Below are 25283 nucleotides of genomic sequence, written 5' to 3' on the forward strand. Positions count from 1 at the left end.
GGGTTTCTAAAACGGGCTTGGATGGGCAAAGCAGAGTAAGGAAATGTAATTAAGAGCTTTCTTTGGTGAAATCTCAAAGGTTATGGGCCAAAATTAACCACTTAGGCGTTAAGCAATTAGTGAATAATTAAGTTGTTAAGTAATTTTGTAAGGTGATATGGAGCGACCATGTCCGGTAAAGATTTTGAACCAATTGGCCGACGTAATAAAAAAACGGCTGACAAAAAACAATCTTCATCACGCCGCCGTAGAGACCGCGATGATTATGATGATGAAGATTTATACCAAGATGATGATATTGAAGAACAATATCTCGATGATGAAGATGAAGAAGAGCACATGGCTAAAAAAGGCTCAAAAAATAAAAAACAGCGCAAAGTAAAAAGCAAATGGCGTTGGTTTTGGTTACTCGTTAAGTTGTTGATCGTGTTTGCGGTGCTATTAGCGGCGTATGGTTTTTATTTAAATCAACAAATTAAAGAGCGTCTCGATGGCAAGGTTTGGGATCTACCCGCTGCGGTTTACGGTCGTATGGTCAACCTGGAGCCAGGGATGGATTATAGCCAAGCGGAAATGACACGCTTGCTCGAAGGTATGCAATATCGCAAAGTCAGTAAAATCACCACATCGGGTGAGTTTGTGGTGCGTGGTAATACCATTGAAATTTTACGCCGTCCATTTAACTTCCCTGATCAAAAAGAAGGGCAGATTCTGGCACGTATGGTGTTTGAAAATAATGCCTTAAGTAAGATTGAAAATATGGAGAATGGCCGCTCATTTGGTTTCTTCCGTTTAGATCCAAAACTTATCACCATGATGCAATCTGCAAATAATGAGCAGCGTTTGGTGCTGCCATTAGCCGATTTTCCTGAATCTCTGGTGAAAATCTTACTTGAAACCGAAGATAGAAACTTTTACGAGCACGATGGTGTCAGTTTGTACTCTATTGGCCGTGCTGTTGTTGCTAACTTAACTGCTGGGCGCTCAGTACAAGGGGGAAGTACCCTGACACAGCAATTGGTCAAAAACCTGTTTTTAACTAATGAGCGAACCTTAAAGCGTAAAGCTAACGAAGCCTATATGGCTCTCCTATTGGACTATAATTACAGCAAAGAGCGTATTTTAGAACTATATTTAAACGAAGTTTTCTTAGGTCAAAATGGTAATGATGAAATTCGTGGTTTCCCGTTAGCGAGCTTGTACTATTTTGGTCGTCCAATTAATGAATTAAGCTTCGATCAGCAAGCATTGTTGGTGGGAATGGTACAAGGGGCATCAACCTACAACCCTTGGACAAAACCACAAAATGCCATTAAACGCCGTAATATCGTGTTGAAAATTCTTGAAACGCGCGGTGTGATTGACCAAGAAATGTACCAAGTTCTTAGCGCAAGGCCACTTGGTGTGAAAAATAAAGAGGGGCTGGTGGCATCTCAACCTGCCTTTATGCAAATGGTTCGCCTAGAACTCAATGAAAAATTGGGCGATAAAGTCAAAGAATTATCAGGCGCGAAAATTTTCACAACCTTAGACCCTGTTGCGCAAACTGCAGCAGAAAACGCCGTGGAAAATGGTGTCGCAGATTTACGCAAAACCCGTAAATTAGACGATATTGAAGGTGCAATGGTGGTGGTTGACCGTATCAACGGTGAAGTGCGTGCCATGGTGGGTGGTTCTCAGCCACAATTCTCAGGGTTTAACCGTGCCTTGAACGCACGTCGTAGTATTGGTTCATTGGCAAAACCGCCTGTGTACCTCGCCGCACTGAGTGAGCCTGATCGTTATCGTTTGAACACATGGTTAAAAGATGAACCGCTGACAGTTAAAGTCGGCAATCAAAATTGGAGCCCAAGAAACTACAGCCGTAATTTCAACGGCCGTATGATGCTAGTTGATGCGCTTGCAAAATCACAGAATATCCCAACCGTTAACTTAGGGTTAGATATTGGCCTCGACCAAGTGTTTAAGACGTTTGTTCGTCTAGGGGCACCAGCTGCAGCGATGGAAAAAGTGCCAGCGATGTTCCTAGGTGCTGTTAACTTAACGCCAGCGGAAGTGGCTCAGGTTTACCAAACTATTGGTGGTGAAGGCAATCGGGCGAAATTATCCTCCCTGCGTTCCGTTATCGACGGTGATGGTAACGAAATTTATCAAAGTTACCCATCCGCAGAGCGTGCTGTACCTTCACAAGCGGCTTATTTAACACTTTATGGTATGCAGCAAGTGGTGAATCAAGGAACAGGTCGCGTTTTATTATCCAAATATGGTAAGTACAATTTGGCAGGTAAAACAGGGACAACCAATGATTTGCGTGATAGTTGGTATGCGGGTATTGATGGCAAAGAGGTGGCAATTGTCTGGGTAGGGCGTGATAACAATGGCCCGACACAGTTAACAGGGGCGACAGGGGCTTTAAAAGTCTACCAACGCTACCTTGATAACCAAGCGCCATTAGCTCTGATTAATCGTGCGCCAGAGGGCATTGTCGATATGCAAGTCACGGCTGATGGTCAGTTAAGCTGCTCAAACTTTGGTGGCGGTAGAATGTTACCGATTTGGACGGATAACCCAGACAGCCTATGCCAAGCCTCCGAAGACCAAGCACCAATGTGGAATTTAAATGGCAATAATGATGAGCAAAAAAGTGATGCGCCGGACTGGGTGAAGGATATGTTTGGCGATAATCCCTAAATTTTCGTCATATTTCGAGCCGTGGCGGTGTTGGCTTCATTCGTCAACCCTAGTCACATACTTGTGTATGCTCCTAGGGATTTCCTCATTTGCCGCCTTGCCACAACTCGAACTATTTAGAGAATTAATTAGTTGGTGAATCGCTTATTTGAAAGGCTAATTATTCGAGTATGAATTAGTTAGGGAGTTGTGGTGTCGAACCTAGAGTTATCTATTCTTAACTATAAAAAAATAGAGGTGAAAATGGATAAAATTTCACCTCTATAACATCAATGTGAATTAATTCTCTTTAATTTTCATCAATGCAGTTTCAGCTGCTTTGATAGTTTTTTCAATATCTTCATCGCTGTGTGCGATAGACATAAACCCGGCTTCAAAAGCGGATGGTGCGAGGTAAATGCCTTGTTCTAACATGTAATGGAAGAATTTTTTGAAGCGCTCCACATCGCATTTCATCACATCTTGGTAGCAAGTCACTGTTGCTGCATCCGTGAAGAAAATACCAAACATCCCCCCGACATGATTGATGACCATCGGGATACCTTGTTCTTGGGAAGCACGTTTTAACCCACGGGCTAATTTTTCTGTTAGCTCATTTAAACGTGAATGAACACCTGGTTGAGACACTTCTTTTAAGCAAGCGAGGCCCGCTGCCATTGCAACAGGGTTACCCGATAAAGTACCAGCTTGGTAAACAGGGCCGATAGGCGCTAATTTTTCCATAATTTCAAGACGACCACCAAATGCACCCACAGGCATACCACCACCAATAATCTTGCCTAAGCAGGTCAAGTCTGGCTCAACACCGTAGTAATCTTGTGCGCCACCTAATGCAACACGAAAGCCTGTCATTACTTCATCAATGATCAGTACGGCGTTAAATTCATCACATAGTGCACGTAAGCCAGGTAGGAATTCTGCAGTGGGTGGCACGCAGTTCATGTTCCCAGCAACAGGCTCCACGATGACACAAGCTATATCTTCAGGATAATTTTCAAAGGCTTGGCGCACAGATGCAAGGTCATTGTAAGTGCAAGTGAGCGTGTGTTTGACGAAATCTTCAGGAACACCGGGTGAGTTTGGTTCGCCCATGGTCAGCGCACCAGAACCTGCTTTCACTAATAAGCAATCTGCGTGGCCATGGTAGCAACCTTCGAATTTGATAATTTTATCGCGGCCTGTATAGCCGCGAGCTAGGCGAATAGCACTCATGGTGGCTTCAGTACCAGAGTTCACCATGCGAACTAAATCCATAGAAGGAACAAGTTCGCACACTAATTCGGCCATTTCAACTTCGGCGGCAGTTGGTGCGCCGAAACTCAAACCTTTATGGACGGCTTTAATTACCGCATCGCGAATTTCAGGATGGTTATGGCCTAAGACCATTGGTCCCCATGAGCCAACGTAATCGACATACGCTTTACCATCAACATCATAAATATAAGCACCATCCGCTTTTTCGATAAATAAAGGCGTACCACCGACACCATTAAAGGCGCGAACTGGCGAATTCACACCGCCAGGAATTTGTTGTTTTGCTTGCTCATACAGAATTTCAGATTGCGACATGGCAGGGCTCCAGAAAAGGGCGAAATAAAAATTTGCTACCATTCTAAAGCACTGCATCAATTAAACCAAATGTTGCTAGCAAGATATGCACAATGTGTCTAATTGCGTAACAACACTTGAACGATTTAGTCAAGTGGCGGATAATTGGGTTAATTGATCTGAGTGGTTTTTAACCCACACATGAATTTACCGGTCACCGGTTTGGAGTGAAAAATGAGTGATGATGCAGCTCTGCCATTGCAATTTACTGATGCGGCAGCAATTAAAGTTAAAGATTTAGTCTCTGATGAGGACAACCCAAATCTGCGTCTGCGTGTTTATATCACTGGTGGCGGATGCAGTGGTTTCCAGTACGGTTTCACCTTTGATGATCAAATCAACGATGGTGATATGACTATTGAGAAACAAGGTGTTGCGCTGGTAGTTGACCCGATGAGCTTGCAATATTTGGTGGGCGGAAGTGTCGACTACACAGAGGGCTTAGAGGGTTCTCGTTTTATCGTAACAAATCCAAATGCTAAGTCTACCTGTGGGTGTGGGTCGTCCTTTAGCGTCTAAAAATTTTCGTCATATTTCGCGCTGTGGCGGTGTTGGCTTCATTCAGCTACTCGGGTCACATACTAGTGTATGCTCCCCGAGATAGCTTCATTTGCCGCCTTGCCACAACGCAAACTATTTAGAAAATTTCTGTAATTCTTAATTCTTAATTCTTAATTCTTAATTCTTAATTTGATAAGACATTTATTGTTCGCAAAGTTGCTCCGTGGCGGTGTTGGCTTCATTCAACTACTCGGGTCACATACCTGTGTATGCTCCCCTAGATATCTTCATTTGCCGCCTTGCCACAACGCAAACTATTTAGAAAATTAACGATATATTCAGTTTTCTAACTTTTGACGGTGTTGGCTTCATTCAGCTACTCGGGTCACATACCTGTGTATGCTCCCCTAGATATCTTCATTTGCCGCCTAGCTGCAACTCAAACTATTTAGAAAATTAACGATATATTCAGTTTTCTAACTTTTGACGGTGTTGGCTTCATTCAGCTACTCGGGTCACATACTTGTGTATGCTCCCCGAGATATATTCATTTACCGCCTTGCCACAACGCGAACTATTTAGAAAATTAACGATATATTCAGTTTTCTAACTTTTGGTGGTGTTGGCTTCATTCAGCTACTCGGGTCACATACTAGTGTATGCTCCTAGGGATTTGCTTACTTGCCACCTTGCCACAACGCGAACTATTTAGAAAATTTCTAGATTCGTAATTCGTAATTCGTAATTCTTAACTATCCATTGGATAAAGCGTTTAACTGCTCACACAGTTGTTCGGTCGCGTTAACAATTCGTGGGCCTGCACGATGAAACCAATCTTCATTTAAACGAATGATTGGGACATCCAGCTGTGATTGCCAAAAATCCCTTACGACTTTTTCCTGTTCAATTGAGCCAGTCATTACAATTACATCAGGATTGCGGGTGAGCACTTGCTCACGGCTAATTTGCGGCCATTGCACGGCGCTGTTAGCAAAAATATTTTCCCCCCCACAAAATGTCACGACATCATTTTGCAATGTATGCTTACCCGCACTAAATAAAGGCTGAGTTCCCAGTTGGATAAAGATTTTTTGGGTTTTGAGATCTGACTTTTTTTGATTTCGATAAGGAGCTAACTTAGCTCGCATAGCGCTAATATTTTGCTGAGCCAGTTCAGGTCTAGCGCTGTATTGGGATAGCTCATTGACAGCGTCAATGACTCCATCAATGGCTTGTGGGTCAAAATAGATAATGGGAATGCCAAAGGATGCCAACTGATCAAGTGGCCGTTGCGGGTTTCCTCCTCGCCATGCCAAAATCAAATCTGGTTTAAGCGCAATAATACGCTCGACATTAACCCCTTGCCAATCAGAAACTTGTTCCAGTTTTTTTGCCTGTTCGGGGTAATCGGAGTAAGCACTAACTGCAATCAAGTTATCACCTAACCCAGCAGCATAGGCAAGCTCTGTATTTGCAGGGGATAAACTAACCACGCGCTGTTTCGGCTCAGACAGAGCAGAAAATGAGATAAAACAAGCCAATAATAAAGTAATAATGTGGGATGAATAGGCAGTTAATTTTTTCATGGTATATCATTATGTGGCGATAAAAGGCATACCTGACAATGAGTTATGCCTTTTTTGTCGAATTTAAGCCAGCTTAGCTAAAATTGCATTGATCATCAGTGAAGACTGGCGAGCTGCAACGGGAAGAAATTCGTCAAAGCTGGTATGCGATTCTTTATCTGCAACATCTGAAATCGCGCGAACCACAACAAATGGTACGCCGAATTGATGACAGACTTGGCCAATCGCCGTTGCTTCCATTTCAACGGCAGCAACTTGTGGGAAGGTCGCTTTAATGCGTGCTAAAGGTTCTGCACCATTAATGAAGGCATCACCGCTACATACTAAGCCACGAACTGCATTCATATCGAGCAACTTAATGCATTGCTCAGCAACATCAATGAGTTTGTTATCAGCAACAAAAGCAGGTGGGCATTGTGCCATCTGGCCTGGCTCGTAGCCAAATGCCGTAACATCAGCATCGTGATAGCGTACTTCGGTCGAAACAACGATATCACCCACATTTAAGCGAGGGTCTAACCCGCCAGCGGAACCTGTATTAATCACGACATCAGGCTGACAATGTTCTAACAACAAAGTCGTGCCAATAGCAGCAGCAACTTTACCAATACCTGATTTTAATAGGGCAATATCAACACCGTTAATTTTCCCAGTGTAAATTTCACAACCTGCGCGACTAATGGTTTGGCAGCCTTCAATTTGTGAGCGAAGAATAGCAACCTCTTGCTCCATCGCTCCAATGATCCCAACTTTCATTTTGTCTCCTTTTCCCTGCTTAATTTGTACGATTAGTGTCAATATTTTGACTAGGGAAGATAATGTTTTATTGTGTTAGTGCTGTGTTCTTCGAGCGGGTTCGCAAATTTTATTGTAACAACTCGAATTTCGACAACGAAATTACAAAGATGCACGAAGTGTAACATTGAAAGGTGAGTCGTGAAGTATTTTTCCTGTGTTTAGGCTATATAATGAAACATCAATCGAGATAGGGAAGGTGGCAGCGTGGGTGAAATTAATTTTCTAAAGAAACTGAGCTTTCAGCGTAACTATATGAGCAGTGCTAAAAACCAGAAAGTCTCACCACAGGATGAAGACGCCGTAAACCGCTTATTTGAAAGTGACCGTGGGCGTATTATTAATTCCGCTGCTATTCGTCGTTTACAACAAAAAACACAAGTTTTCCCATTAGAACAAAATGCGGCGGTGCGCAGCCGATTAACTCATTCACTTGAAGTTCAGCAAGTGGGGCGCTATATCAGTAAAACCGTGCTTGGTGAGCTGAAAAAGAAAAAATTATTAGAAACCTATGGGTTAGATGAGCGTTGTGATGCTTTTGAAAGCTTAGTGGAGATGTCCTGCCTGATGCATGACATTGGTAACCCACCTTTCGGACATTTTGGTGAGGCTGCTATTCAGCGCTGGTTTAGCAAACTACTCGCCCCTGACTATCTATTTTCACCTGACCTACCCGACCCTTGTCAAATTGAAGCATTGCAATTAACAGGCAATGAAAAGCAAGACCTTTTTCGTCGCCAATTGAAGCGTGATTTATGTTCATTTGAGGGGAATGCACAAGGTTTACGAATGGCTCACCGCTTGTTGAAACTTAACCTAACCTACGCACAAATTGGTTCTATCTTAAAATATACGCGAGGAGCTTATGATTTAGAACCAATCCCAGCAGAATTTGATTATTTGATGAAAAAACCAGGGTATTACTGGTCTGAAGCGGATTTTGTCACTGAACTTACCAAGAAACTCGATATGGAGAAATATTGCCGTTTTCCACTTTCATACATTATGGAGGCGGCAGATGATATCTCTTATTGTATTGCTGATTTGGATGATGCCGCAGAAAAAGGGATCTTTACCGTTGAGCAACTAATTGATTATTTGCGCGCAGAGTGGGGGGAAGTTGAGCAGAATGATTTATTCGATCAAACCATTATGCGTGCTTATAACAATATTAGTGATAACCACACAAGGCGGATTCAGCAAGATCAGTTTTTTATGTACTTACGCGTTAATATTACAGGTAAGTTAGCGCACTATAGTGCCCAGCGTTTTATTAAAAACCTACCTGAAATTTATCATGGCTGTTTTAATAGCGCATTATTGGAAGACAAAAGCCCTGAGCATCGTTTGCTGAAAGTGTTGAAAACCGTTGCATTTAAACATGTATTTAACCATCACGAAGTCGAGCAGCTAGAGTTGCAAGGCTATAAAATTATCAGTGGATTACTCGATTTTTATAGTCCGTTGCTAATGATGAACCGAACTGACTTTGCCGATTTAGTGGAAAAAAATTACCACAAACACTTTTTTATTGAAACGCGGTTATTCCATAAGTTATCCAATAAGCACCGTTTATCCTATAACGAGGCGCTTGAGAAAGTCTCTGCAACGAATGAAGCGGATAAATCTATTCTTGAGTTTTACTATCGAGCCCGTTTGATTCAAGACTACATCAGCGGTATGACAGATCACTATGCTTATGAAGAATATAGAAAATTTATGGTGAGTAATTAATAATATTAATTCGCTAAGTAATAAAATCGAAAAGTAGGCAATAAAATAAAAGGAAAAACAGGTATACTAGGCTGTCTGTTTTTCTCTTTTCAGAAATAAAAAATACCTGAAATGGAAACAAACAAGGACCCTTTTTTGTAACTAATACTTTGTTGTGACTACTTATGGCTCAATTTTACTCTCCGAACCGCCGCACCACTCCTCGCCGTCAACTTACGGTCATTGCTGATAGCTTAGATGCCGCAGGGCAAGGTATAGCTCGTCTTGACGGGAAAACAATTTTCGTTGCGGATTTATTACCAGGGGAAGAAGCTCAAATTGAGTTAACGGAAGAAAAGCGTAGTTTTGCGAAAGCGAAAGTGGTTAAGCGCTTATCAACAAGTCCACAGAGAGTGAAGCCACAATGCCGTTATTTTAATCAGTGTGGTGGCTGTCAACAGCAACATATTGATATTGAATTACAAAGAGCAAGTAAGGCTGAGGCTTTACAATATTTAATGATGCGAGAAACGGGGGGTGATAAAAGTGCAGCTCCGGTGATGAGTGGTGAACCTTATGGTTATCGCCGTCGTGCTCGCTTAGGCTTGCAATATCAGCCTAAACATCAACGGTTGGTGATGGGGTTTCGTCAAGTACAGTCCAATACACTGGTTGATATTAAAAACTGTCCTGTATTAGCGCCTGAACTGGATATGTTACTTGCTCCCCTTTATGAGTGTCTTAACCAACTTAGCATTAAGTCGAAATTAGGTCATGTTGAGCTTATCCACGCGGATAACAGCAATATCATCATGATCCGCCATTTAGTACCTTTTTCACATGCAGATAAACAGAAACTTAACGATTTTGAAAGTCAATATGACGTGTCTATCTGGCTGGCAGGAAATGACAATGCATTAGAAGCGCTGACGTCGAGCTCACCAATGCCAGAATATCAAGTGGTAGGTGAAGTGCTTAAATTTAACCCATTAAATTTTATTCAAGTGAATGGGCAAGTAAATCAATTGATGGTGGCACAAGCATTAGCATGGTTAGATCTAACGCGTGAAGATAGGGTATTAGACCTTTTTTGCGGAATGGGTAATTTTACGTTACCAATAGCGCGATTAGCGCAATCAGTTGTCGGGGTTGAAGGTGTCGAAAATTTAGTCGAACAGGCACGAAACAATGCTCAGCTCAATACTATTTCCAACGCGACCTTCTATAATGAGAACCTAGAAGCCGAAATTCATACACAACCGTGGGCAGCCCAAGGGTTCAACAAAGTATTATTAGACCCTGCACGTGCAGGGGCGGCGGGCGTGATGGAACATTTAATTAAACTGATGCCCGAAAAAATTGTCTATGTTTCTTGTAACCCAACGACATTAGCAAGGGACAGTAAAGTTTTGCTTGATGAGGGGTATCAATTATTACATTTGCGGATGTTAGACATGTTTCCGCACACTAGCCATTTAGAATCAATGGCACTATTTATCCGTCGACCAGAGCATTAACAGGTAGGGAGAATATATGGTTGCAGTAAGAAGCGCACATCTAACCCCAGCAGGTGAGTTTGCCCCAGAAAAATGGGTAGGCGGTCTGGGTTTGAGCAATAAACAATCAGAAGAAAAGCTCATCCATACCTGGCAGTTTTGTCACGATAAATTAGCAGGCCAAGAAATTGGGCCTTTATTGCTGTGGCGTGGCATCGAGATGACCGAAATCTTATCTACGCTCAGTATGGATATCGGCAGCTTACAAGCCGCATTATTATTTCCATTAGTAGAAGAAGGCAAGCTGGAAGAGCACGAAGTCATTGAACAGTTCGGAAATTCGATACATGAACTTGTTAAAGGCGTGCTTGAAATGGATGCTATTCGCCAATTAAAAGCGACACAATCCAGTGAAACAAGCTCAGTCCAAGTCGATAATATCCGTCGTATGTTATTGTCGATGGTGGAGGATTTTCGTTGTGTTGTCATCAAGTTAGCAGAGCGTATCGCGCATTTGCGTGAAGTCAAAGACGCCACAGAAGATGAACGCGTATTAGCCGCAAAAGAATGCTCCAATATTTATGCGCCATTAGCGAATCGCTTAGGGATAGGGCAATTAAAATGGGAATTAGAGGACTTCTGCTTCCGTTATTTGCACCCTGATGAATACAAGAAAATCGCTAAGTTGCTCCATGAACGCCGTATTGACCGTGAAGATTATATTGATAATTTTGTCGGTACGTTGCGTAAATATATGCTAAAAGAGAACATTCAGGCTGATATTTACGGTCGTCCCAAGCATATCTACAGTATCTGGCGCAAAATGAAGAAGAAATCATTGGCGTTTGATGAGCTGTTCGATGTGCGGGCTGTGCGTATCGTGGTTGAACGTTTGCAAGATTGCTATGCGGCACTGGGAATTGTGCATACCCATTTTCGCCATCTTCCTGATGAGTTTGATGACTATGTGGCAAACCCCAAGCCAAATGGCTATCAATCAATTCATACAGTGGTGCTGGGCCCTAACGGTAAAACCCTTGAAATTCAAATTCGTACTCGCCAAATGCATGAAGATGCAGAGTTAGGGGTCGCTGCACATTGGAAATATAAAGAAGGTGCAACAGGAATTGGCAAGGGAAGCAGCTACGAAAATCGTATTGCATGGCTGCGTAAATTAATTGCATGGCAGGAAGAAATGGCAGACTCAGGCGAAATGCTTGATGAAGTTCGTAGCCAAGTATTTGATGATCGCGTTTATGTCTTTACACCGAAAGGGGATGTTGTTGATTTACCGACGGGGTCAACTCCACTTGATTTTGCCTACCATATTCACAGTGATGTAGGGCATCGTTGTATCGGTGCAAAAATTGGTGGTCGGATCGTGCCATTTAGTTATCAACTGCAAATGGGGGATCAAATTGAAATCATCACCCAAAAACATCCGAACCCAAGCCGTGATTGGTTAAATCCAAACTTAGGCTATGTCACAACTAGTCGTGGGCGAGCCAAAATTCAAAACTGGTTCCGTAAACAAGACAGAGATAAAAACATTCTTGCTGGGCGCCAGATTTTAGATAGTGAACTATCTCAGCTCGATATTAGCCTGCGTGAAGCGGAAAAACTGCTTATTGCCCGCTATAACGTTCATTCTCTGGATGAAGTATTAGCAGGTATTGGTGGCGGTGATATTCGAATTAACCAGTTGGTGAATTTCTTACAAAGCAAATTCAATAAAGCAACGGCGGAAGAAGAAGACCGTGCAGCGCTGAAGACGTTAGAAAACAAATCTTCTGTACCAAGGGCACCATCTCATAGTAGTGGACGTGTCGTTGTTGAAGGTGTGGGTAATTTAATGCACCACATTGCAAGGTGCTGCCAACCCATTCCTGGGGATGAAATTGTTGGTTTTATTACTAAAGGGCGAGGTATTTCAATTCACAGTGTTGACTGTGAGCAACTTGCTGAGCTACAAAGTCACGCTCCAGAACGTGTAATAGATGCCGTATGGGGTGAAAATTATTCCAGTGGCTATTCTCTTGTGGTTAGGGTTGTGGCAAATGACCGTAGCGGGTTACTACGTGACATCACAACGATCCTCGCCAATGAGAAAGTCAATGTACTCGGTGTCAGTAGCCGCAGTGACGTTAAGCAGCAGCTAGCAACAATCGATATGACAGTAGAAATTTATAATATCGAGGTGCTAGGCAGGGTGCTAGCGAAGTTGAATCAGTTAGCCGATGTTATTGAGGCCAAACGCCATTCTCAGTGATTTTCGTCATATTTTGAGCCGCAGCGTTGTTGGCTGCGCGCTCTCACCTTAGTCATATACTTATGTATGCTCCTAAGGATTCGTTTGCTTGCCGCCTAGCTGCAACTCAAACTATTTTGAAAATCGGCACCATTATTAATAACTATTTTTATATTTTGAGCCGCAGCGTTGTTGGCTGCGCGCTCTCACCTTAGTCACATTCGTATGTATGTTCCCCGAGATAGCTAATCTTACCGCCTACCGACAACTCAAACTATTTTGAAAATCGGCACCATTATTAATAACTATTTTTATATTTTGAGCCGCAGCGTTGTTGGCTGCGCGCTCTCACCTTAGTCACATTCGTATGTATGTTCCCCGAGATAGCTAATCTTACCGCCTACCGACAACTCAAACTATTTTGAAAATCGGCACTATATAACAATAACCATTTTTATATTTTGAGCCGCAGCGTTGTTGGCTGCGCGCTCTCACCTTAGTCACATTCGTATGTATGTTCCCCGAGATAGCTAATCTTACCGCCTACCGACAACTCAAACTATTTTGAAAATCGGCACTATTATCAATAACCATTTTTATATTTTGAGCCGCAGCGTTGTTGGCTGCGTGCCTCACCTTAGTCACATACTTATGTATGCTCCTAAGGATTCGTTTGCTTGCCGCCTACCTACAACACAAACTATTTTGAAAATCGGCACTATTATCAATAACTATTTTTATATTTTGAGCCGCAGCGTTGTTGGCTGCGTTCACATTCGTATGTATGCTCCCCGAGATAGCTAATCTTACCGCCTACCGACAACTCAAACTATTTTGAATGATCATTTTCAAGTTTTCTTTGTTGATTAGCCTTTATATCTGGTAAGTTTGAGATAAAGGTAGCAATGTAGAAACAAAAGAAAATCAAAGGGTAATACGATGAGTCAGCAAAATCACCAAATTGAACGCTTACTATCCATCATGGCACAGTTACGCGACCCGCAAACGGGGTGCCCTTGGGATAAAGTACAAACATTTAAAACCATCGCACCTTACACACTTGAAGAAACCTACGAGGTGCTTGATGCGATAGAGCGTGAGGATTTTTCTGATCTAAAAGGCGAATTGGGTGACTTATTATTCCAAGTCGTTTTTTATGCACAAATGGCGAATGAAAAATCACTTTTTGATTTTAATGATATCTGCCAAGCTGTGAGTGACAAACTTGAGCATCGCCACCCACATATCTTTGATACGAACAACCAACTTTCAAGCTCCGAAGTGATTGAGGGATGGGAAAAGCGTAAGGCAAAAGAACGTGCTGAAAAGTCTCAATTTTCTGTACTTGATGATATTCCAAACTCACTCCCTGCGCTGATGAAAGCCTATAAAATTCAAAAACGTTGTGCTTCTGTCGGTTTTGATTGGGATACACTTGGCCCAGTGGTAGGAAAAGTGCATGAAGAACTTGAAGAAGTCATGGAAGAAGCCACTCAGGTAGTTGTAGAACAAAACCGCTTAGAAGAAGAAATTGGAGATTTACTGTTTGCGACAGTAAATTTGTCTCGTCACCTAGGCCATAAGCCCGAAATTGCACTGCAAAAAGCCTGTAATAAATTTGAACGACGTTTTAGGCAAATCGAGAAAAGCTTATCCGAAAATGGTAAGTCTGTAGAAGGTGCTACACTTGAAGAGATGGAGGCGCTTTGGCTGCAGGTTAAAAGCCAAGAATAAAATGTCTCGTCATATTTCGCACTACAGCGTTGTTGGCTGCGTTCGGCTACACGGGTCACATACTTATGTATGCTCCCCGAGATATCCTCTCTTGCCGCCTAGCTGTAATGCGAACTATTTAGAGCCAGTACATGTAAGTATTGAAATTGTTTGTCGTTTTAAGATTTGGATACTGTTGGTTTATTCTAAAAGTAATTTATTCAATATTCCCAAATAAAGCTTCAAAAACAATGAATAGAATGGCATTTTTAGGCGTTAAATAGCGAGTGATAGAGTAAATAGTTATTCAAAATCAAACTTAGTGCAGAATTGCATTTTTTACGCTATAGAGTGAGCTGAAAGGATTTAGCTTTTGCCTTTAAACTGTGTTAATGTATAAAAACAGACGCAGATGACTATTTTTGAAGCGATAAATAATTTTTGTTTTTAACTTGCTGATAATATTAGAGTATTGATGAAATTTAGCCTTATTATGCTTAGAACATTTGTAGCGAAATTAAGGTTCGGGTATACTGTTTTCCCGTCCTGTTATATCCATCATCTTTTAAACCTAAACTTTCAGGTTCAGCATGAAAACTAACTATATTTTTGTGACCGGCGGGGTCGTATCCTCTCTGGGTAAAGGCATTGCCGCAGCCTCGTTGGCGGCTATACTCGAAGCCCGTGGACTCAATGTAACGATTATGAAACTGGATCCCTACATTAACGTAGATCCAGGTACAATGAGCCCAACCCAACACGGGGAAGTTTTCGTTACAGAAGACGGCGCTGAAACTGACTTGGATTTGGGTCATTATGAGCGTTTCATCCGTACCAAAATGACACGTCGTAATAACTTTACGACAGGCCGTGTCTACTCTGAAGTTCTGCGCAAAGAGCGCCGTGGCGACTATTTAGGCGCTACCATCCAAGTTATCCCGCATATTACGAATGAAATCAAAGACCGCATCATCCGTGGTGGCGAAGGTCATGATGTTGTTCTCGTTGAAGTTGGCGGAACTGTTGGTGATATTGAATCTCTGCCATTCTTAGAAGCTATTCGTCAAATGGCGGCGGAAGTGGGTCGTGAACGCACACTATACTTGCACTTAACCTTAGTGCCGTATCTTGCAGCTGCGGGTGAAGTAAAAACTAAACCAACGCAACATTCTGTGAAAGAATTGCTGTCCATTGGTATTCAACCTGACGTATTAATTTGCCGTTCAGACCGTGTGATCCCTGCAAACGAGCGCGCGAAAATCGCGTTATTCTGTAATGTGCCAGAAAAAGCAGTTATCTCACTAAAAGACGTTGATTCTATTTATAAAATCCCAGCCTTGTTAAAATCCCAAGGTTTGGATGAATACATCTGTAGCCGTTTCCGTATCGATGCGCCTGAAGCGAATCTGTCTGAGTGGGAACAAGTTATTTACGAAGAAGCCAATCCAGCTGGGGAAGTGACTATCGGAATGGTGGGTAAATACGTTGAGTTACCAGATGCGTATAAATCAGTTATCGAAGCACTGAAACACGGTGGCTTGAAAAATCGTTTAACCGTAAATATTAAGCTAATCGACTCGCAAGATATCGAAACCCGTGGTGTTGAATTACTGAAAGGGCTTGATGCAATTTTAGTTCCAGGCGGTTTTGGCGAGCGTGGTGTAGAAGGGAAAATTCTGACAGCGCAATACGCACGTGAGAATAAAATCCCTTATTTAGGTATTTGTTTGGGTATGCAAGTTGCCCTGATTGAATTTGCACGTAACGTTGCCAATATGGCAGATGCAAACTCAACAGAATTCAAAGCAGATTGTAAATATCCAGTTGTTGCGCTGATTACAGAATGGCGTGATGAAGAGGGTAACGTTGAAGTGCGTTCTGAAGAGAGCGACCTTGGTGGTACAATGCGTGTTGGCGGGCAGCCATGCCATTTAGTGAATGGTAGCTTAGTGCGTGATATGTATGGCGCTGAAACCATCGTTGAACGTCACCGTCATCGTTATGAAGTGAATAACTTATTACTGAAACGCATCGAAGATGCAGGCCTAAAAATTGCGGGTCGCTCAGTAGATAACAAGCTGGTAGAAATTATTGAAAACCCAAATCACCCTTGGTTTGTGGCTTGTCAATTCCACCCAGAGTTCACTTCGACCCCAAGAGATGGTCACCCATTATTTGCAGGTTTTGTTAAAGCCGCTGGTAAGTACCAGAAAGGTGAGTTGAAATAAGATATGGGGAAGTCGGCGCATTGGCACCAACTTCCCGAAATTTAACTTGTACTGAGGAAAACCTAATGTCCAAAATTGTTAAAGTGATCGGCCGTGAAATCATTGACTCTCGTGGTAACCCAACTGTTGAAGCTGAAGTTCACTTAGAAGGTGGCTTCGTTGGTTTAGCAGCTGCGCCATCAGGTGCATCGACAGGTTCTCGTGAAGCTCTGGAACTGCGTGACGGTGATAAAGCACGTTTCCTGGGTAAAGGTGTTCTGAAAGCTGTTGGTGCAGTTAATGGCCCAATCGCAGAAGCCTTGATCGGTAAAGATGCAAAAGATCAAGCAAACATCGATAAAATCATGATTGACCTTGATGGCACTGAAAACAAATCTAAATTTGGTGCGAACGCAATTCTGGCTGTTTCTTTAGCAAATGCAAAAGCAGCAGCAGCGGCAAAAGGTATGCCTCTGTATGAGCATATTTCTGATCTGAATGGGACTCACGGTCAATATTCAATGCCTCTGCCAATGATGAATATCATCAACGGTGGTGAACACGCAGATAACAACGTTGATATCCAAGAATTCATGATCCAACCTGTTGGCGCACCAACGCTGAAAGAAGCGGTTCGCATGGGTTCTGAGATTTTCCATCACTTAGCAAAAGTACTGAAATCTAAAGGTATGAACACAGCTGTAGGTGATGAAGGTGGTTATGCACCTAACTTAGAATCTAACGCAGCAGCGTTAGCCGCTATCAAAGAAGCGGTTGAACAAGCAGGTTATGTGTTAGGTAAAGATGTAACGTTAGCGATGGACTGTGCAGCATCTGAGTTCTTCAATGCTGAAACAGGTAATTATGAACTGAAAGGCGAAGGTAAAACCTTCACGTCTCAAGAGTTCACTCATTACTTAGAAGAGCTGACTAAACAGTACCCAATCGTGTCTATCGAAGATGGCCTGAACGAATCTGACTGGGATGGTTTTGCATACCAAACTAAAGTTCTTGGTGACAAAATCCAACTGGTTGGTGACGACTTGTTTGTAACGAATACTAAGATCCTGAAAGAAGGTATCGACAAAGGTATCGCTAACTCAATCCTAATTAAATTCAACCAGATCGGTTCGTTAACTGAAACTCTGGCTGCGATTAAAATGGCGAAAGATGCAGGTTACACCGCTGTTATCTCTCACCGTTCAGGCGAAACTGAAGATGCAACTATTGCCGATTTAGCAGTGGGTACCGCAGCGGGCCAAATCAAAACAGGTTCTATGAGCCGTTCTGACCGCGTTGCTAAATATAACCAATTAATCCGTATTGAAGAAGCTCTGGGTAACAGTGCACCATTCAATGGTTTAAAAGAAGTTAAAGGCCAAGCATAATTTAATAGCTAAGCTAATTAATTGAAACGGGAGGCGAAAGCTTCCCGTTTTTTATGCCTAAAATAAATGATATTTTAAATAACGATAAAAAAATTATTTTTTCCATATTAAAGTTAATCTTAAATTTACCTATTTTATTAAAATGAATTCAATAAGATTTATTTTCTGTGATAGAAATAAATCTTAAAAATAAATTAATTTTGATATTAAAGGGTGGAATATGAGAAAGAAAGGTTATGAGATGTTACTTGCTATTTCAAGGGAAGGCAGAGATAAAGCAAAAACTTTTCAGGAAGTTATCGATTTAATTAATGAAATTAAAATTGGTTATAAAAATAATAATTTATCATGGAATTCTGTACTCAGGGAAAAAAGAAGAAGCGTCGAAGATAAAATAACGAGTATTATTTATCACTTATATAGTAATGATATCCCGAAAGAATCAAGTAGCTTAAATCTTGAGGAAAAAAAATTATTTTTAGATGAGTTTCGAGCTCTTCTAAATTCAGAGGTTAGAGAAAAGGTTAATATTAGAGTTCAAGGGCCAACTGAAGAACCTTTTTTTGAATTAAGCTCAGAACAACAATTGAATGCAAGTGCTTATCGTATTTTCCCAAAAGATTACCGTCAACGTTATTTGAGTAAATCAAATTTACTGGCTCGATTGACGGTTAATGTTAATAAGAAAAATTACATTAATTTAGCAAATGCTTTAATTAAGTTATATGACAATGACCCGAAAAAAAATGTCTTTCAATCAAAAATTATGGGGCCAAGAAATTTAGGTAACAGAACGGATCAAGCCGTTATTTACCTTGCAGAGGCGAATTCTGTGTCTGCTAAAGAAGTTAGCCAGCAATTAAAATCACTGTTACCACCAGATGCACTTATTGAACATACACCTGTTGGCATGAAAAGGCTAATGACTGGGATCTCTTACTCTGAAACGGTTGAGGGGCAATCCAGTAGTCATGGTGAATCAAGGTCAGTGATTATGGCCAAGGCAGTCACAGAATCGTTATTAACAGGTGAAAGGTTAAAAAGCATATTACCAAAAACATTACAACGTTTTGGTTATGACCCTAAAGATCCTGCTATTATTTCTCAAACAATTAAAGACAGGTTTTTGAAAACAGGGCTGAATAGTTTAAACTTAGAATTAAGTACTGCTGCTCCTAGTCGAGATATACAACAATTTGAATTAAATCCCGAGCAATTTTGCTATTCATATAAAGTTAATGCAGGTTATCTCAACGATGTAAACAACATTCCAGCAAGTGGGAAAGTTGTATTTTATCGTAATGAAAAATTCGAATATGAAATAAAGTATGTCGATGATACTTATCATTCAAACCCTGCTTATGCGCTAGAGAGTTATTTTTTAGATACTAACTTAAAAGAGGCAGGAAAAGACTTTTCTAATTATATTGATATAGAAAAAACATCTCCAAAAAATAAATTTTTATTTTTAAGTAAGGTTAATAAAGGCTCTGTTATTGTAACAGAGTTAGATTCGACAAAATATAGGTTTTTTTTTGATAGCCGTTATAACAGCTCTTTACTCTATGATAATGTTACCATGGCTATAGATGAGCGAGATTATAAAAATAGGGAACATGATAGTCCCTTTATTTTTTTATATTTTGATGATGGAAATTGGAAATTAGTTTTTCAAGATAGAACGAATCAGGAGGGATTACACTTTTTTCCTGATAGTGTAAAAATAAAATCAACGAAGAGTTATTTTTCAGATGAAAAAAAAACGGAATTTAATCTTTACAGGAAAAATGTACACGAAAAGTTGAATATTTTTGCTAAAAAACTAGGCGTCTATTTTTCTACAGTTGAAGGGCCTTCAATCACAGATGAAAACAAAGTTAACTCTACTCATTGGTTAAATTTAGCTAATGAAGTAAAAAGAAAAGTCCAAGCGAGTTCGGATGAGTTAAGAAATAGAATTAGAAATATAGAACTAAATCTAAAGAAAGTTAATGATGTAAATATTATTACTGATATGCGAGCAACGATAGATGTTAATCAGGTTCTAGATAAAATAAAAAATGAACAATTTAATGAGATATACTCGAGCTTACTTGAGGTTGAATATGCTTTTTATTTGCAAACACTTAAGCAGAATAAAGGTATGGACTTTGTGGTTCGAGGAATAAAGTCAGGGTCTTCATCATCTAAAGTAGATGAACATAGCCGGCTAAGAATAATCGAGCGCTATGAAAACTTTTTGTATTTACATAGAACATCAAAAAATATTGAATTTAGAAATGAATTCAATGAGGGAATGAAAAACTATAATGATGTTATGCTTAAAGATGTTAATAGCACAACAACGACTTGGGAGTTAAAAAAACAGTACGTGATAGCGGAGCTTTCAGCAAGAGAAAGAGGCGCATTATATCGGTTGATTCAAGAGGCTGGCTATGCTGAATATATCGATAAAGTTCTTATTGAAACAGGGAAAATTAGCGAGTTTTTTTATGAAAATGGAAGCAAAATTAATAGATTGATACCCCAGGACTTTTACTTATCAATTATTAAAAGTGAATCTGGTGGGCGCTGTTACCCCTTGGTTAGGGCGATGTCTGTTGCATTGGCAAAAGGGGGGCAAAATAGTGCTGATAAACTCATTGATAAGCTCTATGTCGCTGCTGCAAATCCAGATGATGAAAATTCCATTTTATTAAAGGAGGGGTTGAAGAACCTACATTCAAATACTGAGGCTGTTGAATCTTCTTTTTCCTATGGGAAAATGAGCTTAAACAAGATTCAAGAGTTATTAACTGTTCGTGATGAAACAATGATGTTTGCATTAAATACTAGTAGTCATTCAATGATGTTAGGGAAAAAAGTGGAAAATGGTAAGAGCAACTATTATTTCTATGACCCTAACTTTGGTATCTTTGTATTTGATGATAGCCAAAGTTTATTTAATGCAATAACAAAGTTCTTTACTGAGAAAAAATTTGCACCTTATTACTCTGCATTTGAAGTAGATGGAAAGCCGGCTTTTAATTTGGTTTATATTGATACCCATAAAATGAGGGGGGTTTCGATAGGTAACCAGCTTACTGTTGAAAATTTAAGCGATGAAAATGAGATTAGCACAATAGAAGCGAGGCAGAATAAAGCAAGATTAATATTAAAAGGCCAAAATGAAATATACCAAGATTTACAATTAAAATGTTTACTATCCATCTTGGATGCAAATCAGTGGGCAGAAAAAATTCATGAAGCAAGCGTTAAATTATCTGTAGAAAATAACCTTGATAATCGATGGCTTCCTATGTTCCATAATATAGAAGAAGAGAGAGAAGGGCATTATCGCCTTCAACTTATTTATTTAGACAATCCAAGTTTGACGCAGTGGGTTGAGACAACAGATAAAACTTTTATCGATTTTCACCAATACAACCTCGAAAAAATGATGGAGTTTGGTCGTTATTACCATCTTATTGAGGAGGAGTTCAAACAAAAACCTCAAACTGCGGAAGGTGATTCAATTGATGGTTTAAATGCAGGGATTGCGATTCAATCAATCATTCAGTGGGTAGAAGACAGAAACCGCAATGAAAATACGGAAACTTCGAATACATCAAATTTAGCTATGGCTTTAAAAATTCATACTTATGTCAACTATGCATTAATCAGCTATAGCACAGCAAAAGATGTTGTTCACATAGCGCAATTAACTAAAACCGCATTAAGTTACCAGACAAAAACAGTATCTCCCTCAATGAATCTCTTTTCGTCATCACTCGCTAAAGTTGCTAATGAGGGGCTATCGACATTTTTTAATGGTGCATTGATTGGGTTTGATATTTATGAAATAACACAAGCTGAAAATGAGCCACAGACAATCACTTTTAGTACTCAGCTCACTTTTGATTCTGCAAGTTTTTTGACTAATGCTGCGGCTATAGGTGTTGATGCTTTTGGTTACACGACCGCTTCAGCCTCTTTAGGTGGAATGGGAGTCATTGTTGCTGGGCTTGGTATTGGTTGCACAGCACTTGCGCGTAATTTTGCCATCATAGGTGAGAATGCAAAAGCGGTTGGTGTGTATTTTAGCGCACTGGATCAAGCATACCAAGGTAATGGTTATGAATATTCCAAAGATAATAAAGTGTTAGTACCTAAATTTGGCGCCGTGTTTAAAACAGTAGACTTACAAGCGAACCACATTGAATTTGACAGTCAATATATTTATCGTACGAGTGCAAAATCTTCAGGTGGGGGGCGAAAAAATTATATTTTTTGGGCTGGAAATTTTCCAACTATGGTACATGATAGACAGCAGGCAATTAATATTCGTACAGGAATAGGTTATGCAAATAGATATCATAACGTAGATTTTTCGTCACAAGAGAACATATTTTTACCTATTACACCAAAATCATATATAAAGTATGATTATAATTTATGGCCAGGGGCGACAACAAGGCACGATAATGGTTTTGATGTTATTCGTAGGCTAGAGCTGGCGAATAATTTTGACTATGATTTTTATATTTTCCCAAGTGAAAATACAATTACTCATATTTACCATGAGTATGTTAATACCCCAATAAGTGTTAGGTTAGGCAATAAAAAACGTAATCTAATTATACCTAATTTACCAAAAGAGTGGCACGGATTTGTTAGTTACAATCTAGAGTCGTGTGGGGGAGAATATACCATTAATATTAATGAAGGAGTTAACTTATCATTATCAGATTGCTCAAATTGCCAGAGTTCTTCTCAATGGATAATTAACTCAAAAGAGGTCAAAAATGAAACTATAAACATATTAGATGATAGGATTAGAGTGGGGGATGTTGATATTTATATCGAGAGTGAAAACCCTGATAATAAATATTATATTATTAAAAATGAAAGTGAATTAAACGAGATAGATTTTAAAGAAAAATCAATTAAAACGATAAGTATTGATGAAGATTTATGGAAAGATAATATAAAAGGCTTTGATGCATATTTACATACTTTAGCTCTGGAGCATAGAACACATCAACAGTATGTTATTATTAAAAATTATCAACATAATGGAAACAATGTAGGCCGTGCTTATTTTGATGTGAAAACGGAAAAAATACTATTTACAGACTCAATTGATGTAGAGAAAAAAAATGCACTGTTAGGGGGGGTTAGAAATGACAAGGCTATTTTTTATACAGTAGGTTCGCCTCTGATTTGGGTGACAGATCTTAATAGTGGAAAGGTTCTTTCTGAATACCGATTAGAAAACAAAATGGCCCGTAATTTAGACATTCTAAAAGTCTGGTCAGAAGAGGATATTATTTATTTTTCTTGTCGTTATCAAGACTCACTAGAGGTAGTGAACTACCAAATTGTGGGAAACAATATTGAATTAGTGAGTCTTGTTTCAGCACCTGAACTGTTAGTCGATTTAGCTAGCACGCATACTCAGTTAGGAGGTACTGAACCTGAAGAAATTTTACAGCGTTACTTGATTGATAATAAAAATAATTTTGGAATGTCACAGTTGAAATACTCCAGCTTAGCCAGTTTGGTGATGATATCTGGAAGTGATTATAATCAAGCTCAGCACCGCTACTGGATTAGACTCAAAGATAATAAACTGATTAAGCCTAACCTATCTGCTTCGTTAGGATTTGGTCAGTTTCCCGCAGATCGTACTTTGAAACAAAGTCACTGGGCAATTCCTGAGGATTTACATTTAGTTTCATCATTATTTGATGACGATGGGACTGAAGTCTTTTACTTTTATAGTGACAAGGAAAAATCACTCTATCAACAAAGAGGTGAGGGGCAAGATGTATTAAATGTGATTAAACCTTCAGCATGGTTTATGTACACTCCTAATCTAGATAGCGTATTTACATGGAAAGGAAATTTACTGCTTGTTGATAGTTTTGGTGTTGTTAGTCAGTTACATGCTAATGGGGATTCATTCATTGTTGCATTGAATGATAAATGGTTTCAGGATCGTGCGTTCTGGTGGAGAGATATCGAATCTCTCTACCAAAATAAAACAACTCTAGCATTACTTGGTATTAAAAGTGTTGATAATAAAAAAATAGTTCCAGCATGGAGTGTTCAAGGGAAAGTCATTATTGCACATCAACTTTCTTCAGAAAATGAACTGCAATTTTTAGGTCTAAATGCAGGGTGTTCTGGTGGGGTAATTTTTGATAAAAAACAAAAGAAATTATATGGGCTAGAGTTCGCAACAGAAAAAGAATTAGTGTCTGCATTTTCTGAAGGCTCAGTACTCAATAACCCAACTGATTTACCGTCTATCATTGACCTTTACCCTGGTATTCAAATTAATAAAGTAGAGCGAGTAGATGAAGGTTTATTGATTTCTACTGAAAATGCGGGGGTACTTTATGCTGATTTATCAAATAACCCATCAGCCAATAAATTTAATGTTAATCATTTAAGTTCTTCTTTGATTATTCAAGGTGGAAAAGAGCATGATATTCTTAGCCCATCAATAATTAAAAACGTGAAAAATATTATTTTAAGTGGTGGAGAAGGGCAAGATAGCTACTTAATCACCCAAGAAGCATGGTTAAATTATCAAACGATTATTATTGATAACGATAGTTATGATGAAAAAGAGGATATTCTCATTCTGCCCGTATTAAATCGCCAATCACTTATAACGTTTCGTCGGGATGCTGACTTAGTTATTTTTGATAAAAATTCATCAACATCATTAGTTATTAGGCAGGTGTTTGGTGAGCAGTCTAAAACGCATGATCATTTAAAGATCCGAACACATAATCAGTCATACACTATGAGTCTAAGTGAATTTACTCGTGATACAATACATACAGAAGGTTTATTTAATGAACAACAAGGTGATTTTAGCACAATGAGTGAACATCAAACTCATCTAATTATTGAAAAAGCAACGATGTTTAATTTTGACCTTAATTTATCCCAGCAAGACATTGGTGCTTATTTTACATCAGAACGTGCAGTAAGTTTGATACCACCACTTTTATCACCCTACTCATAGGTTTAACTAATTGATTTCATAGCTGGTTTTTATAGCAATAAATTAACTAATGAAATAAGTTATTTTATTATATAAAAATCAGCAAGTTACGTTCATTCTTGCGCAGGGGGCTAAATAGAGATTTATATTGTACATTATTCATATGATGGTTTTTAACTCTTCGAATTTTGCGATGTGATGGTTCGGTTTTTTGGAGTTAATAGTAAAAACTAGTCAATTACACGGCATAGATCGCACTTTTGGTTACTCCACATTTTCATTCCATTCAATTAACTCTATATTTCAGACCTCGTAAATAAATATTAACAATAATACT

General features: G+C 39.7%; 12 protein-coding genes. 9 read left to right on the forward strand and 3 right to left on the reverse strand.

Annotated features, from left to right (window positions below; genetic code table 11):
- The first annotated feature begins 168 nt into the window (after positions 1-168).
- On the forward strand, positions 169-2691 hold the full coding sequence (gene mrcB / locus KDJ85_RS10335; protein ID WP_225819604.1) for a bifunctional glycosyl transferase/transpeptidase: 2523 nt from the start codon (positions 169-171) through the stop codon (positions 2689-2691).
- Positions 2692-2970: 279 nt separating this feature from the next.
- Here mrcB and hemL read toward each other — a convergent pair whose 3' ends face one another.
- The gene (gene hemL, locus KDJ85_RS10340) at positions 2971-4260 is read right to left on the reverse strand and encodes a glutamate-1-semialdehyde 2,1-aminomutase (RefSeq protein WP_225819605.1); all 1290 of its coding nucleotides are present in this window, start codon (positions 4258-4260) and stop codon (positions 2971-2973) included.
- Between the two features lie 213 nt (positions 4261-4473).
- Between hemL and erpA the strand changes: the two genes are divergently transcribed.
- The gene (erpA, locus tag KDJ85_RS10345) at positions 4474-4818 is read left to right on the forward strand and encodes an iron-sulfur cluster insertion protein ErpA (protein ID WP_154623408.1); all 345 of its coding nucleotides are present in this window, start codon (positions 4474-4476) and stop codon (positions 4816-4818) included.
- A 734-nt stretch (positions 4819-5552) separates the two neighbouring features.
- Here erpA and btuF read toward each other — a convergent pair.
- Together btuF and mtnN are read right to left on the reverse strand one after the other, a co-directional pair.
- Positions 5553-6386: a vitamin B12 ABC transporter substrate-binding protein BtuF gene (btuF, locus tag KDJ85_RS10350; RefSeq protein ID WP_225819606.1), complete on the reverse strand. Its 834-nt coding sequence runs from the start codon at positions 6384-6386 to the stop codon at positions 5553-5555.
- A gap of 63 nt (positions 6387-6449) precedes the next feature.
- Positions 6450-7142: a 5'-methylthioadenosine/S-adenosylhomocysteine nucleosidase gene (mtnN, locus tag KDJ85_RS10355; protein ID WP_206082949.1), complete on the reverse strand. Its 693-nt coding sequence runs from the start codon at positions 7140-7142 to the stop codon at positions 6450-6452.
- A gap of 246 nt (positions 7143-7388) precedes the next feature.
- Here mtnN and dgt point away from each other — a divergent pair, with 246 nt between their 5' ends.
- From dgt to KDJ85_RS10390, 7 genes are all read left to right on the forward strand, one after another.
- Positions 7389-8915 (forward strand): dGTPase, encoded by a 1527-nt coding sequence (dgt, locus tag KDJ85_RS10360; RefSeq protein ID WP_225819607.1) that lies wholly within the window; start codon positions 7389-7391, stop codon positions 8913-8915.
- A gap of 164 nt (positions 8916-9079) precedes the next feature.
- Entirely contained in the window at positions 9080-10411 is a 1332-nt protein-coding gene (rlmD, locus tag KDJ85_RS10365) for a 23S rRNA (uracil(1939)-C(5))-methyltransferase RlmD (protein ID WP_225819608.1), read from the forward strand.
- Positions 10412-10427: 16 nt separating this feature from the next.
- Positions 10428-12659: a GTP diphosphokinase gene (gene relA, locus KDJ85_RS10370; RefSeq protein WP_225819609.1), complete on the forward strand. Its 2232-nt coding sequence runs from the start codon at positions 10428-10430 to the stop codon at positions 12657-12659.
- A 918-nt stretch (positions 12660-13577) separates the two neighbouring features.
- The gene (gene mazG, locus KDJ85_RS10375; RefSeq protein WP_225819610.1) at positions 13578-14372 is read left to right on the forward strand and encodes a nucleoside triphosphate pyrophosphohydrolase; all 795 of its coding nucleotides are present in this window, start codon (positions 13578-13580) and stop codon (positions 14370-14372) included.
- Between the two features lie 569 nt (positions 14373-14941).
- Positions 14942-16579 (forward strand): glutamine hydrolyzing CTP synthase, encoded by a 1638-nt coding sequence (pyrG, locus tag KDJ85_RS10380; RefSeq protein ID WP_225819611.1) that lies wholly within the window; start codon positions 14942-14944, stop codon positions 16577-16579.
- A 65-nt stretch (positions 16580-16644) separates the two neighbouring features.
- Positions 16645-17946 (forward strand): phosphopyruvate hydratase, encoded by a 1302-nt coding sequence (gene eno, locus KDJ85_RS10385; protein WP_206082943.1) that lies wholly within the window; start codon positions 16645-16647, stop codon positions 17944-17946.
- Positions 17947-18166: 220 nt separating this feature from the next.
- On the forward strand, positions 18167-24967 hold the full coding sequence (locus tag KDJ85_RS10390) for a TcdA/TcdB pore-forming domain-containing protein (protein ID WP_225819612.1): 6801 nt from the start codon (positions 18167-18169) through the stop codon (positions 24965-24967).
- Positions 24968-25283 lie beyond the last annotated feature (316 nt).

The sequence above is a fragment of the Providencia vermicola genome (assembly GCF_020381325.1).
Lineage (GTDB): Bacteria > Pseudomonadota > Gammaproteobacteria > Enterobacterales > Enterobacteriaceae > Providencia > Providencia vermicola.